General features: G+C 69.0%; 21 protein-coding genes. 11 read left to right on the plus strand and 10 right to left on the minus strand.

Annotated elements, in window-relative coordinates:
• Positions 1-2 precede the first annotated feature (2 nt).
• The 4 genes from AC07RV_RS22560 to AC07RV_RS22575 form a co-directional block, all read right to left on the minus strand.
• Entirely contained in the window at positions 3-1,922 is a 1,920-nt protein-coding gene (locus AC07RV_RS22560) for an amidohydrolase (RefSeq protein WP_296781081.1), read from the minus strand.
• A gap of 80 nt (positions 1,923-2,002) precedes the next feature.
• Positions 2,003-2,293, minus strand: a complete 291-nt coding sequence (locus tag AC07RV_RS22565; RefSeq protein ID WP_296780883.1) for a DUF1427 family protein — start codon at positions 2,291-2,293, stop codon at positions 2,003-2,005.
• Between the two features lie 41 nt (positions 2,294-2,334).
• Positions 2,335-2,988, minus strand: coding sequence for a hydrolase (locus AC07RV_RS22570; protein ID WP_296780886.1), 654 nt, complete (start codon positions 2,986-2,988; stop codon positions 2,335-2,337).
• 53 nt (positions 2,989-3,041) lie between these two features.
• Positions 3,042-3,761, minus strand: a complete 720-nt coding sequence (locus AC07RV_RS22575; protein WP_296780889.1) for a pirin family protein — start codon at positions 3,759-3,761, stop codon at positions 3,042-3,044.
• Positions 3,762-3,954: 193 nt separating this feature from the next.
• Between AC07RV_RS22575 and AC07RV_RS22580 the strand changes: the two genes are divergently transcribed.
• Both AC07RV_RS22580 and AC07RV_RS22585 read left to right on the plus strand, forming a co-directional pair.
• Entirely contained in the window at positions 3,955-4,872 is a 918-nt protein-coding gene (locus AC07RV_RS22580) for a LysR family transcriptional regulator (protein WP_296780891.1), read from the plus strand.
• Positions 4,873-4,942: 70 nt separating this feature from the next.
• Positions 4,943-5,260: a hypothetical protein gene (locus AC07RV_RS22585; RefSeq protein ID WP_093353317.1), complete on the plus strand. Its 318-nt coding sequence runs from the start codon at positions 4,943-4,945 to the stop codon at positions 5,258-5,260.
• 23 nt (positions 5,261-5,283) lie between these two features.
• On the opposite strand, the gene AC07RV_RS22590 is transcribed toward AC07RV_RS22585, so the two are convergent.
• Positions 5,284-5,919 carry a 2-hydroxychromene-2-carboxylate isomerase gene (locus AC07RV_RS22590; protein WP_261211351.1) on the minus strand — a complete coding sequence of 212 codons (636 nt, stop codon included), beginning with the start codon at positions 5,917-5,919 and terminating at the stop codon, positions 5,284-5,286.
• 215 nt (positions 5,920-6,134) lie between these two features.
• Between AC07RV_RS22590 and AC07RV_RS22595 the strand changes: the two genes are divergently transcribed.
• From AC07RV_RS22595 to dkgB, 3 genes are all read left to right on the plus strand, one after another.
• Positions 6,135-6,983: an alpha/beta hydrolase gene (locus tag AC07RV_RS22595; RefSeq protein ID WP_256222967.1), complete on the plus strand. Its 849-nt coding sequence runs from the start codon at positions 6,135-6,137 to the stop codon at positions 6,981-6,983.
• A 286-nt stretch (positions 6,984-7,269) separates the two neighbouring features.
• Positions 7,270-8,472: an MFS transporter gene (locus AC07RV_RS22600; protein WP_203204371.1), complete on the plus strand. Its 1,203-nt coding sequence runs from the start codon at positions 7,270-7,272 to the stop codon at positions 8,470-8,472.
• A 130-nt stretch (positions 8,473-8,602) separates the two neighbouring features.
• Positions 8,603-9,427: a 2,5-didehydrogluconate reductase DkgB gene (gene dkgB, locus AC07RV_RS22605; RefSeq protein WP_296780899.1), complete on the plus strand. Its 825-nt coding sequence runs from the start codon at positions 8,603-8,605 to the stop codon at positions 9,425-9,427.
• A gap of 96 nt (positions 9,428-9,523) precedes the next feature.
• On the opposite strand, the gene AC07RV_RS22610 is transcribed toward dkgB, so the two are convergent.
• Positions 9,524-9,904, minus strand: coding sequence for a helicase SNF2 (locus tag AC07RV_RS22610; RefSeq protein ID WP_208512078.1), 381 nt, complete (start codon positions 9,902-9,904; stop codon positions 9,524-9,526).
• A 254-nt stretch (positions 9,905-10,158) separates the two neighbouring features.
• Between AC07RV_RS22610 and AC07RV_RS22615 the strand changes: the two genes are divergently transcribed.
• From AC07RV_RS22615 to AC07RV_RS22625, 3 genes are all read left to right on the plus strand, one after another.
• On the plus strand, positions 10,159-11,121 hold the full coding sequence (locus AC07RV_RS22615) for a GlxA family transcriptional regulator (RefSeq protein ID WP_296780904.1): 963 nt from the start codon (positions 10,159-10,161) through the stop codon (positions 11,119-11,121).
• A gap of 115 nt (positions 11,122-11,236) precedes the next feature.
• Positions 11,237-12,232, plus strand: coding sequence for an SLAC1 anion channel family protein (locus AC07RV_RS22620; protein WP_296781083.1), 996 nt, complete (start codon positions 11,237-11,239; stop codon positions 12,230-12,232).
• A 199-nt stretch (positions 12,233-12,431) separates the two neighbouring features.
• The gene (locus tag AC07RV_RS22625) at positions 12,432-12,836 is read left to right on the plus strand and encodes a RidA family protein (protein WP_296780906.1); all 405 of its coding nucleotides are present in this window, start codon (positions 12,432-12,434) and stop codon (positions 12,834-12,836) included.
• On the opposite strand, the gene AC07RV_RS22630 is transcribed toward AC07RV_RS22625, so the two are convergent.
• The 3 genes from AC07RV_RS22630 to AC07RV_RS22640 all read right to left on the minus strand — a co-directional run bounded on the left by AC07RV_RS22630 (position 12,831) and on the right by AC07RV_RS22640 (position 15,514).
• Positions 12,831-13,832: a phosphotransferase enzyme family protein gene (locus AC07RV_RS22630; protein WP_296780909.1), complete on the minus strand. Its 1,002-nt coding sequence runs from the start codon at positions 13,830-13,832 to the stop codon at positions 12,831-12,833. The genes AC07RV_RS22625 and AC07RV_RS22630 overlap by 6 nt on opposite strands.
• Positions 13,833-13,895: 63 nt before the next feature.
• Positions 13,896-14,249 carry a hypothetical protein gene (locus AC07RV_RS22635; RefSeq protein ID WP_296780910.1) on the minus strand — a complete coding sequence of 118 codons (354 nt, stop codon included), beginning with the start codon at positions 14,247-14,249 and terminating at the stop codon, positions 13,896-13,898.
• Positions 14,250-14,287: 38 nt separating this feature from the next.
• Entirely contained in the window at positions 14,288-15,514 is a 1,227-nt protein-coding gene (locus AC07RV_RS22640) for a YbfB/YjiJ family MFS transporter (RefSeq protein WP_296780912.1), read from the minus strand.
• Between the two features lie 100 nt (positions 15,515-15,614).
• Between AC07RV_RS22640 and AC07RV_RS22645 the strand changes: the two genes are divergently transcribed.
• The 3 genes from AC07RV_RS22645 (at position 15,615) to AC07RV_RS22655 (ending at position 17,728) form a co-directional block, all read left to right on the plus strand.
• Complete coding sequence (locus tag AC07RV_RS22645) at positions 15,615-16,586, plus strand: LysR family transcriptional regulator (RefSeq protein ID WP_296780914.1); 972 nt, start codon at positions 15,615-15,617, stop codon at positions 16,584-16,586.
• Positions 16,587-16,712: 126 nt separating this feature from the next.
• Positions 16,713-17,474, plus strand: coding sequence for an SDR family NAD(P)-dependent oxidoreductase (locus AC07RV_RS22650; protein WP_296780917.1), 762 nt, complete (start codon positions 16,713-16,715; stop codon positions 17,472-17,474).
• Between the two features lie 11 nt (positions 17,475-17,485).
• Positions 17,486-17,728 (plus strand): tautomerase family protein, encoded by a 243-nt coding sequence (locus AC07RV_RS22655; protein WP_203204361.1) that lies wholly within the window; start codon positions 17,486-17,488, stop codon positions 17,726-17,728.
• Positions 17,729-17,839: 111 nt separating this feature from the next.
• Here AC07RV_RS22655 and AC07RV_RS22660 read toward each other — a convergent pair whose 3' ends face one another.
• A complete protein-coding gene (locus AC07RV_RS22660) occupies positions 17,840-18,097 on the minus strand; it encodes a hypothetical protein (RefSeq protein ID WP_395352988.1) in 258 nt (85 codons plus the stop codon).
• Positions 18,098-18,252 lie beyond the last annotated feature (155 nt).

The raw sequence follows: 18,252 nt of genomic DNA on the forward strand, positions 1-18,252 counted from the left end.
CATCACACCGCCCAGCAGGCGCAGCCCAGCGCGCCCCAGAAGCTCTTGAGGTCGGCGATCGGCAGCTTGCTGCTCCAGGCCGTCGCGTGGCTGTGGCCATGCACGTTGCAGTCGTTGGCGCAGCCGCACGACGCAGCGGCCATCCGCATCGAGTTCTGCATGACCTTCTGCATCGGCGCGCCCTCGGCACCGTGCACGCCCTGGGTGTCGGCCCAGCCCGCATAGCCCCCGAAGGTGCGCGCCGGCGACCAGTCGGGCATCGCGGGCGGCGGCGCGCCCTCGTCGAGCGACGCGAAGCGCCCGGCGCCATAGACCACCTTGCCGCCCACCATCGTCAGCAGCGCAGTGATGTCGGCGATCTCCGATTCGGCGCAGCCGAAGTAGTCGCGGTCGGGCACCACCAGGTCCGCGAGCTGGCCGGCCTGGATGCGGCCCTTCTTGCCCTCCTCGTTCGAGAACCAGGTGACGTTCTCGGTCCACATGCGCAGCGCCCCCTCGCGGTCGAGGCAGTTGCGCTGCGGATAGAGCTGCATGCCGCCCACCGTCTTGCCCGTGACCAGCCACGACAGCGACACCCACGGGTTGTAGGAAGCCACGCGCGTCGCGTCGGTGCCGGCCGAGACCTTGAGCCCGCGCTCCAGCATCTTCTTGACCGGCGGCGTGGCCTCGGCCGCGCCCGCGCCATAGCGCTCGACGAAATACTCGCCCTGGTAGGCCATGCGGTGCTGCACCGCCACCCCGCCGCCGAGCGCGGCGATGCGGTCCATCGACTCCTCGGAGATCGTCTCGGCATGGTCGAAGAACCAGTTCAGGCCGGCCAGCGGCGTGTCCTTGTTGACCTTCTCGAACACGTCGAGCGAGCGGCTGATGGTCTCGTCGTAGGTCGCGTGCATGCGCCAGGGCCAGCGGTTCTGCGCCAGGATGCGCACCACCTCCTCGAGCTCGCCTTCCATCTCGGGGCCCATCTCGGGCCGCGGCTCGCGGAAGTCCTCGAAGTCGGCGGCCGAGAACACCAGCATCTCGCCCGCGCCGTTGTGGCGGAAGTAGTCGTCGCCCTGCTTGTATCTGGAGGTCCTGGTCCAGTTCAGGAAGTCGGCCTTCTCGTCCTTGGCCTTCTGCGTGAACAGGTTGTAGGCCAGGCGGATCGTGAGCTGCCCGTCGTCGGCCAGCTTCTGGATCACGGCGTAGTCGTCGGGATAGTTCTGGAAGCCGCCGCCCGCGTCGAGCGCGCCGGTCACGCCCAGGCGGTTGAGCTCGCGCATGAAGTGGCGCGTGGAATTGAGCTGGTAGTCGAAGGGCAGCTTCGGGCCCTTGGCCAGGGTGGCATAGAGGATCGCGGCATTGGGCTTGGCCAGCAGCAGACCGGTCGGGTTGCCCGCGGCATCGCGCACGATCTCGCCGCCGTGCGGCGCTGGCGTGTCCTTGGTGTAGCCCACGGCACGCAGCGCAGCGCCGTTGAGCAGCGCGCGGTCGTACAGGTGCAGGATGAACACCGGCGTGTCGGGCGCCACGGCGTTGAGTTCGGCGATGGTCGGCAGCCGCTTCTCCACGAACTGGTGCTCGGTGAAGCCGCCCACCACGCGCACCCATTGCGGCGCCGGCGTGATCGCCACCTGGCGCTTGAGCATGCCCATCGCATCGGCCAGGCTCCTCACGCCGTCCCAGCGCAGCTCCATGTTGTAGTTGAGGCCGCCGCGGATGATGTGCAGGTGGTTGTCGATCAGCCCCGGCAGCACGCGCTGCCCTTGCAGGTCGATCACGCGGGTGGTCGGGCCGGCCAGCGGCAGCACGTCTTCGGCGCGGCCCACGCGGGTGTAGCGGCCGTCCTTGATGGCCACGGCATCGGCCGTGGGGTTGGCGCGGTCCAGCGTGGTGAAGCGGCCGTTGCGCAGGATGAGGTCGGGGGTCTGGTTGTTGGCCATGGTCGGGGTGGATGCGAGGGAGGTGGCGGCGAAGGCGCCGAGGGCGCCCAGGAACTGGCGGCGTTGCGGGTCGGGGGTGCTCATGCATCGCTCCTGTCGGACGAGCGGGCGGCGGCGGTCTTCGCCGCTTCGGGCTGCACGCACTTCGGCAGTTCGCCGAACACGTGCGGCTTGACCTGGTGATGCAGCCACGAGGTGGCCGCGGGCCGCTCGAACACCTGCCGCACCAGCGGCGGCAGTTGCTCGCCGAGCAGGATGCCGAGCAGGCCGACCAGCGCGATCACCGGCGGCGCCGGCGAGCGCACCTGGAACAGCGCGTAGATCACGCCGACCAGCAGGCCCAGCGCAAGGGAGACGACATAGGGCTTCATGGCCGGCGCTCTCTGTTCGTTGTTCCGTTCGTTGCGGGGGCTCAGCCTTCGTGGGCGCCGAACATGCTCTTGGCGTAGTTGATGCCGATGCCGTAGGCGCCGCCTACCTTCTTCGCGATGCCGGTCGTGAGCTCGTAGGTGTCGCCGCGCGCCCAGTCGCGCTGCAGCTCGAGCAGGTACTGCAGCGAGGTCATCGGCCGCGCGCCGGCCTGCACCATGCGCTGCATCGCGCGCTCGTGCGCCTCGGCCGACACGTCGCCGCAGGCATCGGCGATCACGTAGACCTCGAAGCCCTGGTCCAGCGCCGACAGCGCCGGGCCCACGATGCACACGCTGGTCCACAGGCCCGCCAGCACGATGCGCGGCTTGCCGATCTGGTTCACGCGCTCGATCACGGCCGCGTCCTCCCAGGTGTTCATCGAGGTGCGGTCCAGCATCTTCTGGTCGGGGAAGGCGGCCGTGATCTCGTCGAACATCGGGCCCGAGAAGCTCTTCTCGGCCACGGTCGTGAGGATGGTCGACACGCCGAATCCTGCCCCTGCCTGCGCCACCAGCGCGGCGTTGTTGCGCAGGTTCACCGCGTCGATCGAGTGCGTGGCGAAGGCCATCTGCGACTGGAAGTCGATCATCACCAGCGTGTGGTCGGTGGGGGTCAGCAGGGTGGCGCCGGCGGTGGGGGTGGCTTTGATGGACATGGGAAGACTCCTGAAAAAACAAGGTTGAAAAAAGACAGAGGGGAGAAACGAAATCAGAGCGCCGGCAGCTCGTTCGGCCGCAGGTCGAACACCAGCACCTCGGCGTCGTCGCCGTCGGCAAAGCTCAGTTGCTGCGCGAGGCGGATGCGGGCGCCGTCGCCCTCGGCCATGCGCTGGCCGTTGACTTCCACGCTGCCGCGGGCCACGTGCACATAGGCATAGCGGTCCGCGGCCAGCTGCAGCGAGGCGGTCTCGGCGCCGTCGAACAGGCCGGCGTAGACGCGGGCGTCCTGGTGCACCGCGAGCGAACCCTGGTCGCCGTCGGGCGAAATGATCAGCCGCAGCCGGCCGCGCTTTTGCTCGGCGTCGAAGTGCACCTGCTGGTAGCGCGGCGCCACGCCGCGCGCACCGGGCACGATCCAGATCTGCAGGAAATGCACCGGGTCCACGGCCGAGGCGTTGAACTCGCTGTGCCGCACGCCCGTGCCGGCGCTCATCATCTGCACGTCGCCCGGATGGATCACCGAGCCCGTGCCCATCGAGTCCTTGTGTTCGAGCGCGCCTTCGAGCACGTACGAAAAGATCTCCATGTCACGGTGCGGATGGGTGCCGAAGCCGCGGCCCGGCGTCACGCGGTCGTCGTTGATCACCAGCAGGTCGGAGAAGCCCTGCTGCTGCGCGTCGTGGTAGTGGCCGAAGGAGAAGGTGTGGCGCGACTGGAGCCAGCCGAAATTGGCGGTTCCACGGTCGGTGGCGGCGCGAAGTTCCAACATGGTTGATGACCTTTCGATGACAGTTTTGATCGATGTGATTCACAATCGCTTTCGGGGCTCATCCCCTAGGCATGGATCAATCATCGCGGGCCTAAACCCGGTCATCGGCGAAACTTTTCAGCCTCTATGATCGAAGTTTTCGATCATCTATTTCGATCGTTCAACCTTCGTACTCATCCACAGGAACACGCCCGTGCTCAAGCTCAGCCTGGAAGCCATCGAGGTCGTCGACGCCATTGCGCGCCACGGCTCCTTCGCGGCCGCCGCCACGCGCCTGAACAAGGTGCCCTCGACCATCTCGTACGCCGTGGGCAAGCTCGAGGAGCAGCTCGGCATGCTGCTGTTCGAGCGCAACGGCCCGCGCGTCACCCTCACCGCAGCGGGCGAGGAAATGCTCAAGGAAGGCCGCTGGCTGCTGAGCGCCGCGAGCGACCTCGAATCGCGCATGCGCCAGATCGCCACCGGCTTCGAGTCCGAGCTGCGGCTGGTGCACGACTCGCTGATTCCCACCCAGGCGCTGATCGGCGACGTGCGCGCCTTCGAGGACCTGCGCTGCGGCACCCGGCTGCGCATCGGCTGCGAGGCCCTCACCGGCACCTGGGAGGCGCTGCGCGAGGGCCGCGCCGACATCGTCATCGCCGCGGGCGAAGGCCCGGCCGGCGGCGGCTACCAGGCCACGCAGGTCGGCAGCCTCGAGTTCGCCTTCTGCGTCGCGCCCACCCATCCGCTCACGCGCATCGGCCGCCCGCTGCAGCGCGGCGACCTGCTCGAGCACAACGCCATCGTGGTGGGCGACAGCGCGCGCACCCTGTCGGACCGCACCGTCGGCCTGCTGGCCGGGCAGCCGCGCATCACCGTGCCCTCGATGGTCGCCAAGATCGCCTGCCAGCTCGAGGGCTTGGGCCACGGCTACCTGCCGCGCGCCTGCATCGCGCTCGAGCTCGCGCGCGGCACGCTGGTCGAACTGCCCACCGAGGAGCCGCGCCCGCCCGAGGCCTTCTGGCTCGCGTGGAAGACCGGTGCCAAGGGCCAGGCGCTGCGCTGGTGGCGCGAGCGGCTCAACCGCGTGCTGGTGCCGGCGCTGCTGCCGCGTTCGATGTGGGTGCAATGAGCCGATGGCCGACATGCATGCGGCATGAGCGGCCTTCGCGCGCGAACGGTTTCAAGCGAGGATCGGCACCATGAGGACACGGATCGTGCTGCGCCGCGACAGCGGCTTCATGGATTTCACGCGCAGGTACAAGGTGGTGATCGACGGCGAGGAGGCCGGCACCATCGGCAACGGCGGCCGCTTCGAGACCGAGGTCGAGGCTGGCGCGCACACCCTGCAGCTGCGCATCGACTGGTGCAGCTCGAACCTGCTGGAGTTCTTCGCGCCCGAGGGCGGCCAGCTTGGCCTCGAGTGCGGCTCCAACCTGCGCGGGCGCCACATCTGGAAGGCCAGCCGCCTGCTCGACGAGGCGCCCGAGGCGTGGATCTGGCTGCGGCTCGCGGCCTGAGCCCTGCCCGCCTTGCCGGGGCCTCACCCCGCCGCGCGCAGCTTGTCGAGCGCCCGGTCGAGAAAGCCCAGCCGGTCCTGTCCCCAGAAGCGCTCGTCGCCGAGGATGAAGGTCGGCGCCCCGAACACCCCGAGCTCCACCGCCTCCGCGCTGTTGGCGCGGTACACGGCCAGCACCTCGGCCGACTGCTCCATCGCCTGCAGGGTCGCGCCGTCGTAGCCGTTCTCGTCGGCCACGGCGATGCGCACCGCCGCCTCCGACGTGTCGCGCTCCTCGGCCCACAGCGCGCGCAGCAGCGCATGCGAGAGCTGCAGCGCATCGAGCCCCTGCAGCTGCGCCGCGATCACCATCCAGCCCGCGTACTTGTTCCAGTTCGGGTCGCTCGGCGCGCCCTTCGGATAGTGCGCCGGCTCCAGGTTCAGCGGCATGCCGAGGTAGTCGCGCCAGCGCGCCAGTTCGAGCGCGTGGTACGTGCGGCGCGGCTCGGGCCGCGTCTTCAGCGGAATGCCGCCGGTCTGCGGCACCACCGCCTGGAAGTCGTAGGGCTTGAGCGCCAGCCGCACGTGGTGGCGGCGCACGATGTCCTGCAACTGCGGGCCACCGAGGTAGGCCCAGGGCGAGGAAAGGCTGTAGAAGCAGTCGAGGGCAAGGGTCGTCATGGGGCCGGATTATCTGCAGCGCCCTGGCGCCCGGCGTCAGCGCAAGCCGACAAAAACCGGCGTCGCGCGGCGCTGCATTCCACATCGCGCAGCCAACCTCGCCGTACATCGGCGAACACCGTCATACACACCACTACGCGCTGTCTTCCCAACGCGGCGAAACTATCGCCTTCCAGCCCGCATCACACATGCCGGCCTTCTTCTCGGGAGCCCCTTTGCCCTCATACAACACCAACGCAAGAATCGCCCGCTTCGCCCTGTCGACCTCGGCCGCCGTCATCGGCAGCCTCGCCGCCTACTGGACCCTGCTGGCCACGCGCCAGGGCCACATCCTCTTCAATGCCCGCAAGCGGCCCGTGGTGCATCTGTCGGAAGACTTCTCCACCTACTCGCACCCCGTGCCCGGCGGCATGGTGCGCGGCTATGTCTACCACCCGCAGGGGGAGGCCGCCGTGCAGGATCTCATCATCTACCTGGCCGGCCGCGGCGAGGACGTGCGCGTGACCGCCCAGGCCCTGCACTGGCTGCCCGAGGGCTTCGGCATGGCCGCCATCAACTACCGCGGCGTGGCCGATTCGCAGGGCAGCCCGTCGGAGGTCGCCTCCGTGGCCGACGCCGAGCAGTTCGCACGCCACCTGCGCCGCGCCTTCCCGCAGGCGCGCCTGCACGTCGTCGGCCGCAGCCTCGGCACCGGCGTCGCCATCCAGCTGTCGGCGCGCCAGCCCTTCGAGAGCCTGCAGCTCGTGACGCCCTACGACTCCATGCTCGAAGTCGCGAAGAAGCGCTTTCCGCTCGTGCCGCTGTCGCTGCTGCTGCGCCATCGCTTCAACTCGATCGAGCACAGCAAGGAGGTCGCCGCCAAGACCCAGGTGCTGCTGGCCGAGCGCGACGACGTGGTGCTGCACGAGCGCTCGCAGAAGCTCATCGACGCCTGGCCCACGCCCGTGAGCGTGAAGACCGTGGCGAACTCCGACCACCACAACATCATGGGGCTGGAGGAAACCTGGCTGCGGCTGATCGACTTCGCGTTGACGTCGGTGTTGCCGGAGCCGATGGCGGCTTGAGTCGACGCCTGACGATTGATCGATGCGTGAAAGCCGCCGGTTCTGCCGGCGGCTTTTTTCATTTCATGGCGCGGCGATGGCCGGGGTCGGGGGCTGGCTCGCGTCTTCGATCGCTTCGCGCAGCGTGAGGCCGCGGCGTCGATCATTGAACTAGGCGTGATAAGCCGTTTTTGCATTTACATTGCGCGATTTTTCTTGACTATCAGGCAACTATCTTCTGCTTTGAACAGCGTTTTTCTGCAAGAGTAACCACGAGACACTCCTTTCCATCAAGAAGGAGTGCCCCATGCCCATCGCCCTACTAGCGCTAACCCTCAGCGCCTTCGCCATCGGAACGACAGAGTTCGTCATCGTTGGCCTCATCCCCACGGTCGCCGCCGATCTAGGCATCGGCCTTCCCTCCGCCGGCCTGCTGGTCAGCCTCTATGCACTGGGCGTGGCCATCGGCGCGCCGGTGCTCACCGCGCTCACGGGCAAGCTGCCGCGCAAGGCGCTGCTGCTGGGCCTGATGGCGCTGTTCACGGTCGGCAACCTGCTGGCCTGGAAGGCGCCGAGCTACGAAACGCTGGTGGCCGCGCGCATCCTCACGGGGCTGGCGCACGGGGTGTTCTTCTCGATCGGTTCGACCATCGCCACCGGCCTGGTGCCCAAGGAAAAGGCAGCCAGCGCGATCGCGATCATGTTCACGGGCCTCACGGTGGCGCTGGTCACGGGCGTGCCGCTGGGCACCTTCATCGGGCAGCACTTCGGCTGGCGTGAAACCTTCCTCGCGGTGTCGGCGCTCGGCGTGATCGCCTTCGTGGGCAGCTGGATCTTCGTGCCCAGCGACATCCGCCACACGGCGCCGGCCTCGCTGGCGCAGCAGGCCAAGGTGCTGGCCGAGCCGCGCCTGTTGCTCGTGTATGCCAAGACGGCAATCGGCTACGGCGGCTCGTTCATTCCCTTCACCTTTCTCGCGCCGATCCTGACCGACGTGGCCGGCTTCAGCGCGGGCGCGGTGGGCTGGGTGATGCTGGTCTACGGCGTGTCGGTGGCGGTGGGCAACATCTGGGGCGGCAAGCTGGCCGACCGGCTGGGCCCGATCCCGGCGCTGAAGATCATCTTCGCGCTGCTGGCCGCGGTGCTGCTGCTGTTCAACTTCGCGGCGCCGCACAAGTGGTTTGCCGTGGTGGCGGTGCTGCTGTGGGGCGCGGTGGCCTTCGGCAACGTGCCCGGCCTGCAGGTCTACGTCGTGAAGCAGGCCGAACGCTTCACGCCGCAGGCGGTCGACGTGGCCTCGGGCCTGAACATCGCGGCCTTCAACCTCGGCATTGCCGGCGCGGCCTGGGCCGGCGGCCTGATCGTCACGCACCTCGGCCTGATGCACACGCCCTGGATCGGCGCGCTGGTGGTGCTGGTGTCGCTGGCGCTCACGCAGTGGAGCGGCGTGCTCGACCGCCGCAGCGGCATCCCGGTGCGCGCCTCGGGGCCGGTGCCGGTCGGACACTGAGGCGCGGTGCGCGCCTGCGCCGCGCGACGAGGGCGCGGCGTCTTCTCTTTCCTTTCGCCTTCATTCATCCATCCATTCATTCAACAGTCGATCGATTCGACCCACGTACTTCTCAACCAAGGACCCAACCATGAGCAACCACGACACCCCCTCCCCCATCCCCGCCTTCGGCCTCGGCACCTTCCGCCTCAAGGGCCAGGTGGTCATCGACTCGGTGAAGACCGGCCTCGAGCTCGGCTACCGCACCATCGACACGGCCCAGATCTACGGCAACGAAGCCGAGGTGGGCCAGGCCATCGCCGAAAGCGGCGTGGCGCGCAGCGAGCTGTTCGTCACCACCAAGATCTGGACCGACAACTACGCCAAGGACAAGCTGGTGCCCAGCCTCGAGGAGAGCCTCGCGAAGCTGCGCACCGATCACGTCGACCTGACGCTGATCCACTGGCCCTCGCCCGGCAACGCGGTGCCGGTGGCCGAGTTCATGGGCGCGCTGGCCGAGGCCAAGGCACAGGGGCTCACCCAACGCATCGGCGTGTCGAACTTCAACATCGCACTGATGAAGGAAGCCATCGCGGCCGTGGGCGCGGCGCAGATCGCCACCAACCAGGTCGAGCTGCACCCCTACCTGCAGAACCGCAAGGTAGCGGAGTTCGCGCAGAGCCAGGGCATCCACATCACCTCGTACATGACGCTGGCCTACGGCAAGGTCATCAACGACCCCGCGATCGAGGCGATTGCCAAGGCGCACGGCGCGACCACGGCGCAGGTGGTGCTGGCCTGGGCGATGCAGCTGGGCTACGCGGTGATTCCGTCGTCAACCAAGCGCGCGAACCTCGAGAGCAATCTGAAGGCGCAGCAGCTTCGGCTCAGCGACGCGGAGATGGCGCAGATCGCGGCGCTCGACCGTGGGGAGCGGCTGACGGATCCGGCCGGGCTGTCGCCGGCGTGGGATTGAGGGAACAAGAAGAAAGAGAAAGCGCGGCGGGCCGCACCATGAAGGCCGGCCCGCACGCTGGAGCTGCTGCGCCCAAGGCGCGGCATGCTGCCCGCATCAAGAACCTTCGCTGACGCCACGCGCCGCCGTGGCGCGCGCTTCGGCACGCACGGCCTGGCGGTCGACATTGCCTGCCACGACGCGGGCCACGCCATCGCCGCTCACGTCGCCATAGAGGTTGCCGGCACGCGCGGCGGCCACGGCCTGCGAGCGGGCGTCCGAACGGGCGACCTGGCTCTGGAACACCGGCGGCACGCCGGCCTGGGCGGCTTCGCTGTACGGGTCTTCGCTGTGGGCGGCGACCACGGCCTGGGCACGCACCTCGGCGCGGCTCGCGGTCGACTGGAACTGCAGCACGCCCTGGTATTGCTCGGCGCTGGCGCCGAGCGAGAACACGGAAGCGAGGACGGCAACGGAGAGGAGGACGGAAGACTTCATGATGGACTTTCTGGAAGGTTGAAGAAGAAGAAGGAGACGGACAGTCGTCAGTGGCTGAAGGAGAGGGTTGTTGCTGCTGACGGAAGTGATTGTTTTCGGGGCACGCCCCTCGCGAGCGCGATTGCGTATGCCTGTGTATCGTGGGGGCGAACGCTCACAGTAAATTTCACGACGGGGGCATCACGCCCGTGCGGCCGTCCAGGTAGACAGGGCGTTCTACAATCGCCCGCCCATCGGCCCCGAAAGCGCGCCCCATGAAGCTGGTCATCGTCGTCCTCGAAGGGGTCCAGGCCCTCGACGTCGCGGCGCCCATGGACGTCTTCACCGAGGCCAACCGCTTCCTGCCCACGCACCAGCAGTACGAGATCACGCTCGTGGGCCTGCAGGCCGGCGGCGTGCGCTGCGCCAACGGCATGCAGCTGCACGTGGGCACGGGTTACCTCGACCACCACGAACAGCCCGACCTGCTGCTGGTGGCCGGCGGGCCGAACCTGCCCGAGCTGCACGCCTATCCCGCGCCCTTTCTCGCCTGGCTCAACGCCATGGCCGCGGGCTCGCGGCGCTACGGCTCGGTGTGCAATGGCGCCTTTCCGCTCGGCCATGCGGGCCTGCTCAACGGCAAGGAGGTCACGGCGCACTGGCACGACGTCGACCGGCTCATCGCGCGCTTTCCGCGGGCGCGCGTGCGGCCCGACAAGATCTTCGTGCGCGACGGCAAGCTGTTCACCTCTGCCGGCGTGACGGCCGGCGTGGACCTCTGCCTCGCGCTGGTGACCGAGGACTGGGGCCACGAACTGGCGCTGCGCATCGCCAAGCGGCTGATCGTCTACATCCGCCGCGACGGCGGGCAGTCGCAGTACAGCCCCTACCTGGCGGTGGGCCCGAAGGAAGAGACCATCGTGGCGAAGGTGCTGCGCCATGTCACCGAGCACCTGAGCGAGCCGCTGAGCATCGAGCAGCTCGCCGATGCGGTGGGCGTGAGCCGCCGCACCTTCTCGCGCAACTTCGCGAAGGACGCCGCGATGACGCCCTCGGCCTTCGTCGAGCAGGTGCGCATCGACTTCTCGCGCAAGCTGCTCGAGGAGACCGACCTGCCGCTCAAGACGGTGGCCTTCCGCTGCGGCTTTCGCAGCGCGAACCACATGCGCGTGGTGTTCGCGAAGCGGCTCGACACGACGCCGCGCGATTACCGCGAGCGCTTCCACAGCGTGGCCTGAAACGGGCCATCAATGGCGCAAACCGCGCCATCGTGGCCCACCGTCGGGCGCTCCCGACTCCTAGACTTTTGCTTCGCCCTCGCCGCTCTCGCGCGGGGGTTTTCAGGAGCAAGAAATCATCACCACGCACACGCTGAGTCCGGCAGCCCCTCCGCGACAGACCTCCCTTCGCCACCTGCCGGTCAACCTCTTCGCCTCGGTCATGGGCATCTCGGGACTGGCCGGCGCCTGGCACCAGGCCAGCGAGCAGTTCGGCGCGAGCCCGCGGATCCACGCTGCGATCGGCGCCGTCGCTGTCGCGCTGTTCGTGCTGCTGTGCCTGGCCTATGCGGCCAAGGCCGTGCTGCATCCGCAGGCGGTGCGTGCCGAGTTCATGCACCCGATCGCGGGCAACTTCTTCGGCACGATCACCATCGCCACGCTGCTGATCTCCTCGGTCGTGGCGCCGGTCAGCGCGCGGGCCTCGCAACTGCTCTGGAGCATCGGCGCCGCGCTGACCGTCGCGCTGTCCTTCACCATCGTGAGCCGCATGCTGCGCGGCAAGGTCGACGCGGGCCATTCGGTGCCGGCCTGGTTGATCCCGGGCGTGGCCACGCTCGACATCACGGTGGCCGGCGGCACCATGCCCATGGCCTGGGCGCGCGAGCTCAACCTGTTCGCGATGGCCGTGGGAACGATGGTCGCGCTGGTGTTCTTCACCATGATCGTGTCGCGCCTGATCCATCACCACGAGAAGCTGGCCAACGAGATGGTGCCCTCGCTGATGATCCTGGTCGCGCCCTTCGAGGTGGGCTTCCTGGCCTACACCAGCTTCTTCCAGCGCGTCGACACCTTCGCGGCGTTGCTCTTCTACTTCGGGCTCTTCGTCTTCCTCACGCTGGTGTTCAAGGTGTTCCGGCGCAGCATTCCCTTCGCGGCCGGCTGGTGGGCGCTGAGCTTTCCGATCGCCGCGCTCGCCAATGCCGCGCTGCGCTACGCGCATCACGCCGACTTCCTGCCGCTGACCGTGCTGGCGCTCGCGCTGCTGGCCTTCCTGAGCGTGCTGATCGCGGTGCTCGCGGTTCGCACCCTGCAGCTTCTCGCGAGCGGCAGGCTGCTCGCGCCCAAGTGAACAACAACCTCTCGCACCACAAGACCATGAACGACGCTCCATACTCGCCACCCATCGCACCCACCGCCCCTGCCGACGCGACGAGGCCCACGCTTCTGTCAGGCTGGGACGAGGTCGGAAACTGCAGCTGCCTGGACCGTGTCGAGGCCGCGCCCGACCCGGCCGGTGGTCGCTCTCCGGACCCCCACATTCCCTTGTTATGACGGAACGACAACTCATCATCCCCGCCTCGATGCAGCGCCTGGCCGAACGCGCGGGCTACGCGCCCGCCGTCAAGATCGGCGCCACGGTCTACTGCGCGGGCCAGGTCGGCCGCACGCCCGAACTCGAGGTCATCGCCGATCCCGAGGCGCAGTTCGTCGCGGCCTGGGACAACCTGCGCACGGTGCTGGCCGAAGCGGGCTGCACTTTCGAGGACGTGGTCGAGATGACCACCTACCACGTCGACATGGCGACGCACATGCCGGTGTTCCGCGCGGTGAAGGACCGCCTCTTTCCGCGCGGCCAGTGCGCATGGACCTGCATCGGCGTGCACTCGCTAGCGCACGCCGGGCTGCTGGTGGAGATCAAGTGCATCGCGGTGGCGCGCGACGGCCGGTCATAGCGGCAGCTCGAGCGTTTGCCATGCGCGCAGCATGGCGGTCTGCTGGTGCAAGTAGTCGGTCGGTATCGACTGCGATCCCCAGTCGGGAATGCGCGCCGCGTATTCGCCCAGCAGCCAGAGCTGCCGCACCGCCATGAAACGCGGGATCGCGGCAAGGTCGACATCGGCGACCGGCCGCACTTCGCGATAGGCGCCGATGAAGGCCAGCCATTGGGACCTGGCCTTCTCGCTCATCACGCCATCGGGCATGCGCGGATACAGGCTCCACGGATACACCGCGATCTCGTAGGCCAGGTAGCCGGGGCCCGCTTCGTCGAAGTCGAAGAACAGCGCCCGGCGCTGCCCCTTCGCATCGGCCGCGATGAAGTTGTTGTAGCCGTGCGTGTCGCCATGGCACAGCACGCGCGAGAGTTCGCCGAAGGCCAGGATGTCGTCGGCGAGGCGACGGCCTATCTCCTCGTACAGCGGGCGCAGCTCGGCCGTCATGGTCGATCCGCGCAGCAGGGCTTCGAGCGGACGGTGCAACAGGTGATCGAGATCGAGGGTGTAGGCGCTGGGCGGACCGCCGTAGCTTTCGCCCGCGGCATGCAAGGCGGCCAGCCCATGCGCGAGCAGCGCGATGTGCTCGACGCTGTCGCCGGTGGCTTCGCCTTCGAGGTGCTCGAAGAGCATCAGCGCGCGTGGTCCTTCGGGCAGTTGCATTCGGATCGCCGCCTCGCCGTTGGCCGCGAGCAGGCAGCGCGCGACAGCGCAACCGGCATCGGCCCAGTGCGCGAGCGCGGCCGCCTCGAAGGCGATATTGGGCCCGCCACGAAAGCGCTCGGGGCTCAGCCGCGCCACCACGCGCCGGCCGTCGGCGAAGTCCAGGCGGTAGCTCTGGTTGAAGCGTCCAATCAGGAATTCGCTAGCGACGACTTGGCCCAGGTCGTAGAAGGCCTGCACGAGCCTCGCGATGCTGGCGGCGGTCGGCGTCGATTGCGCGATATCGATCTGCATGGAGCCCCCAAAAGAAAGGGGCGCGATTATGCGGCGACCAACCTGCGGGGAAGCTGAAGGCCGTCAGCCCTGGTCGCCGGCATCGCCTACAGGCTTCACCGCCGCATCGGCCTCGAGGCAGGCCGCCTTCAACGCCTCGGCCACCGCATCGGGCGCATCGCGCAACTCGACGATGTCGCGCTCGCCCACGCAATGCCCTTCGAGCCGGATGTAGATGCGCTTGAAGTCGCCGCCCAGCGCCTTGGCCACGTCGCGCAGGCAGTCGGGCAGCGTGGCGAAACCGCTGTCGCGGTAGGAGCTCGGCGGGATCACGCCCTTGGAGCGCGGCGCGCGCACCGAGTAGCCGTAGGCAGCGCCCTGCTCCCTCAGCTCGACCACGGGCTGAAGGGTGCGCTCGACTTCCAGGGCTCGCTTCATCGCCCCAGTGTAAGAGCGATGCGCCGCGGGAATCCAGCTCAGGCGGCGAGGTGCAGCCTCCGCGCGACGATGTCGATGACGAGGGCCAGCACGATCGCCACGCCACCCACGGCAAACAGCAGCGCATACCCGCCGCCCGCGTGCGCGAGCAGCCACGACATTCCGTAGGCGCCACTGGCCTGCAGTACCGCGAAGCCGGTGGTGGCGCGGCTCCACGCGCGCTTCTGCATGGCGGGGTGATGCGCGAGCAGCTCCTGCACGCGGCCCAGCACCAGCGGCACGATGCCCGGCGTGAAGGCGCCGACCACGGCGCTCGAAACGATCAGCCCGCCATGGCCGATGAGCCCGAACGCGGGCAAGGCGAGCGCCGCGGCCTGCAGCACGAAGGCGATGCGCAACGCGGTGGCGAAACCGACACGGTCCGCGAGCCAGCCGCCGAGCACCGGCCCCACGAGCGCGCCAAGGCCGAACACCACCCAGTACTGCGCCCCCACTGCAAGGCCTTGCCCGAGGCCGCGCGCGACGAAGTCGACGAGAAAGATCATGTGCGGCACGAGGCCCACGGCATTGAGCGAATAGGAGACGGTGAGCGCGCGCAACGCGCCGGTGGCCGGCTTGCGCGCAACGGCGGCGTGCGGGGTGGCCACGGGTGCCGGCGCGGCGGCGGGCCAGCCGTTCCATGCGAGCGCGGTGAGCAGCAGGGCCAGCAGCGCGAGGCCGAGCCAGGTTGCGCCCAGCCCCTGGCGCAACAGCAACGGCACCAGCGTGCCCGAGGCCGCGATGCCCAGGCCGATGCCCGCGAACACCAGGCCGCTCGCGAGGCCGCGCTGGCGCGGCGGGATGTGCGCGAGCACGGTGGGCGCGGCCAGCACCATGAGCGCGCCGCCCGAGATGCCCGAGACGATGCGCCAGCCGAAGAACCATGCGAAGTCGAGCGGCCAGGCGCAGGCCGCGAGCGAGGCGACGGTGGCGAGCATCATCGCGCGCAGCACGCCGCGCACCGGCCAGCGCGCCGACATCGGGCCGCCGAGCAGTGCGCCCGCGAGGTAGCCCACGAGGTTGGCGGCGCCGAGGTAGGTGGCGGCCGAGGCGTCGAACCAGTGGGCGTCGATGATGGCGGGCAGCAGCGGCGTGTAGGCGAAGCGCGCGAGGCCCAGGCCCACGAGCGTGGCGCAGAAGCCCGCGAGGATGGCGGGCCAGTTGGAGGCGGCGCGCGGGTGCGATGCGGTGGCAGTGCGCGCGGCTGCACTGCGGGGGGTGGCCATGGTTTGCTCCGGCGAATCGATGGATTCGATGCTACGGATTGCCGGTGCGCGAATGAATCCCTATCCTTGGGCATTCAGTATTTCGCGAAGAGGAAGAATCATGGACCGCATCGACGCCATGAAGGTGTTCGTGGCGGCGCTGGCCGAAGGCAGCCTCGCCGGTGCCGGCCGCAAGCTCGGCAAGTCGCCGGCCGCCGTGAGCCGCGCGATCGCCTTCCTCGAGGCCCATGTGGGCGCCGAGCTGCTGCACCGCACGACGCGCTCGATCCGGCTCAGCGATGCGGGCGAGCGCTATGCGGTGGCCTGCCGGCGCATCCTCACCGACCTCGAGGAAGCCGACATCGCGGCGGCCGGCGAACGCTCGGCGCCGCGCGGCCGGCTCACGGTGACGGCCGCGGTCGCGGTGGGCGAGGCGCTGCTGCGGCCGATCCTCGACGCCTTCATGAACACGCACCCGACGGTGTCGGTGCGGCTGCACCTGCTGGACCGCCCGGCCAACCTGATCGACGAGGGCATCGACGTGGCGCTGCGCATCGCGCACCTGGCCGACTCGACGCTTGTCGCGCTGCCCGTGGGCGAGGTACGCCGCGTCACGACGGCCTCGCCGCGCTATCTCGCGAAGCATCCGCGCATCGCGGTGCCGGCCGACCTCGCCGAGCACCAGGTGGTGGCGATGACGCACTTCGGCATCGACTCGTGGAGCTTCCCGCCCGCGGCTGGCGTCGGCGGCGCCGGCACGATGCCGCGCACGGTGCAGTTCGCGCCGCGCTTCGTGGTCAACAGCCTGCGCGCGGCGGTGGCCTCGGCGGCCGAGGGGCGCGGCGTGCTGCGTTCCTTCTCGTACCACGTGGCCGACGAGGTGGCCGACGGGCGGTTGCGCATCATCCTCGCGCAGGACGAGCCGCCGCCGCTGCCGGTGCACCTGGTGGTGCCGCACGGCCGGCTCTCGGTGCCGAAGGTGCGGGCCTTCGTCGACTTCGCGCTGCCCAAGCTGCGCGCGGGCTTCGCGGACTGGTGCAAGGCCTGCGAGCCCAAGGCCGAGGCCCGGCGCACGAAACGCCGCACCGGCTGATTCGCTCGAACAGCGGAAGAGTGATTGCCGAATCGCGGCCATTCTCTCTTAGCTCGAGCGACTCCACACTTCCTTCCACGACGCCACCGCATCTCGCACGGCGCAAACACCGGAAGGACATTCACCATGAGCACCCCTGATTCCCAAGGCGGCAAGGCCCGCACCGCCGTCGTCACCGGCGCCAGCAGCGGCATCGGTTTCGCGATCGCGCGCCGCCTGCTGGCCGAGGGCTGGAACGTGGTCGGCAATGCGCGCAGCGACGCGCGGCTGGTCGAGGCCGCGCGCCAGTTCGGCGCCGGCGACCGCTTCACCGGCGTGGCCGGCGACATCGCCGATCCGCGCATCGCCGCCGCGCTGGTCGAGCATGCGGTCACGCGCTTCGGCGGCGTCGACGCGCTGGTCAACAACGCGGGCATCTTCCTGGCCAAGCCCTTCGTGGACTTCACCCCCGAGGAGGTCGAGCAGCAGATCGCCACCAACGTGAAGGGCACGATCTACGCCTCGCAGGCCGCGGCGCGCCACATGATCGGCCGCGGCGCGGGCGCAATCGTCAACATCACGGCCTCGGTGGCGCTGCAGCCGCGCAGCAACGTGCCGGCCTTCATGGCGGTGCTGCTCAAGGGCGGGTTGAACGCGGCCACGCGCGCGCTGGCGCTCGAGCTCGCGCCGCATGGCGTGCGCGTGAACGCGGTGGCGCCCGGGATCATCGACAGCCCGATGCATGCGCCCGAGACGCACGGCTTCCTCAAGACCCTGCAGCCTGCCGGCCGCCTGGGCACGGTCAACGAGATCGCCGATGCGGTGCTCTACCTGGTGAACGCGGGCTTCACGAGCGGCGCGGTGTTGCCGGTGGATGGCGCGGGCAGCGCGGGCAACTACATCGTTTGAGGGAGAACGCCATGCCCTACGTCAACGTACGCATCACGCGCGACGGCGTCACGCGCGCACAGAAGGCCACCGTGATCGCGGAGATCACCGACACGCTGCAGCGCGTGCTCGGCAAGGACCCGCACCTGACCCACATCGTGATCGACGAGATCGACACCGACGACTGGGGGTATGCAGGCGAGACGACGACGGTCGTGCGCGCGCGGGAGGCGGCACAGGCGAAGGAAGCTGCGGGGCAGGTGCGTCAGGCCTGAGCCGGGCGCGCTTGAAAAAACAACCGTTCACGCTGAGCTTGTCGAAGCGCCGCGCGAGGCTTCGACAGGCTCAGCCCGAACGGTTGTGTTCTGGCTGGTCGCTTCCCCCGATCAGCCCGCATTCTTCAGCGACTGCTTGGCCTTGTCGGCCGAGGCCTTCGAGCGGTTCTTGTGATAGCCCGACTTCACGTTGTTCACGGCCTTGCCGACCGGGCCGCTCTTCTTGGCCTTGCTGTCGGCCTGCTTCTCGTCGATCTTGTGCTGGGCCGCATCGGTCGCCTCGGAGGCGGCCTTGCCGATCTGCGCGTTGGCGGTGCCGGCGGCCAGCAGGGTCAGCGAAGTGGCGAGGGCGAGCAGGGTCTTGTTGATCATGGGAAGGGTCCTCCAAAAGGTTGTCGATGGACCCATGGTGATGCCATCGGCGTGCGCGGCCTGTCGGCGACAGCCGCGTATCGCTGGGCGGGCTGCCCTACAGCCTCGCCCCCTTCCCGGACCGAGCGCGAGCACGACGGCGGCATGGATGG

The organism is Variovorax sp. GW821-FHT09B01 (assembly GCF_059418345.1).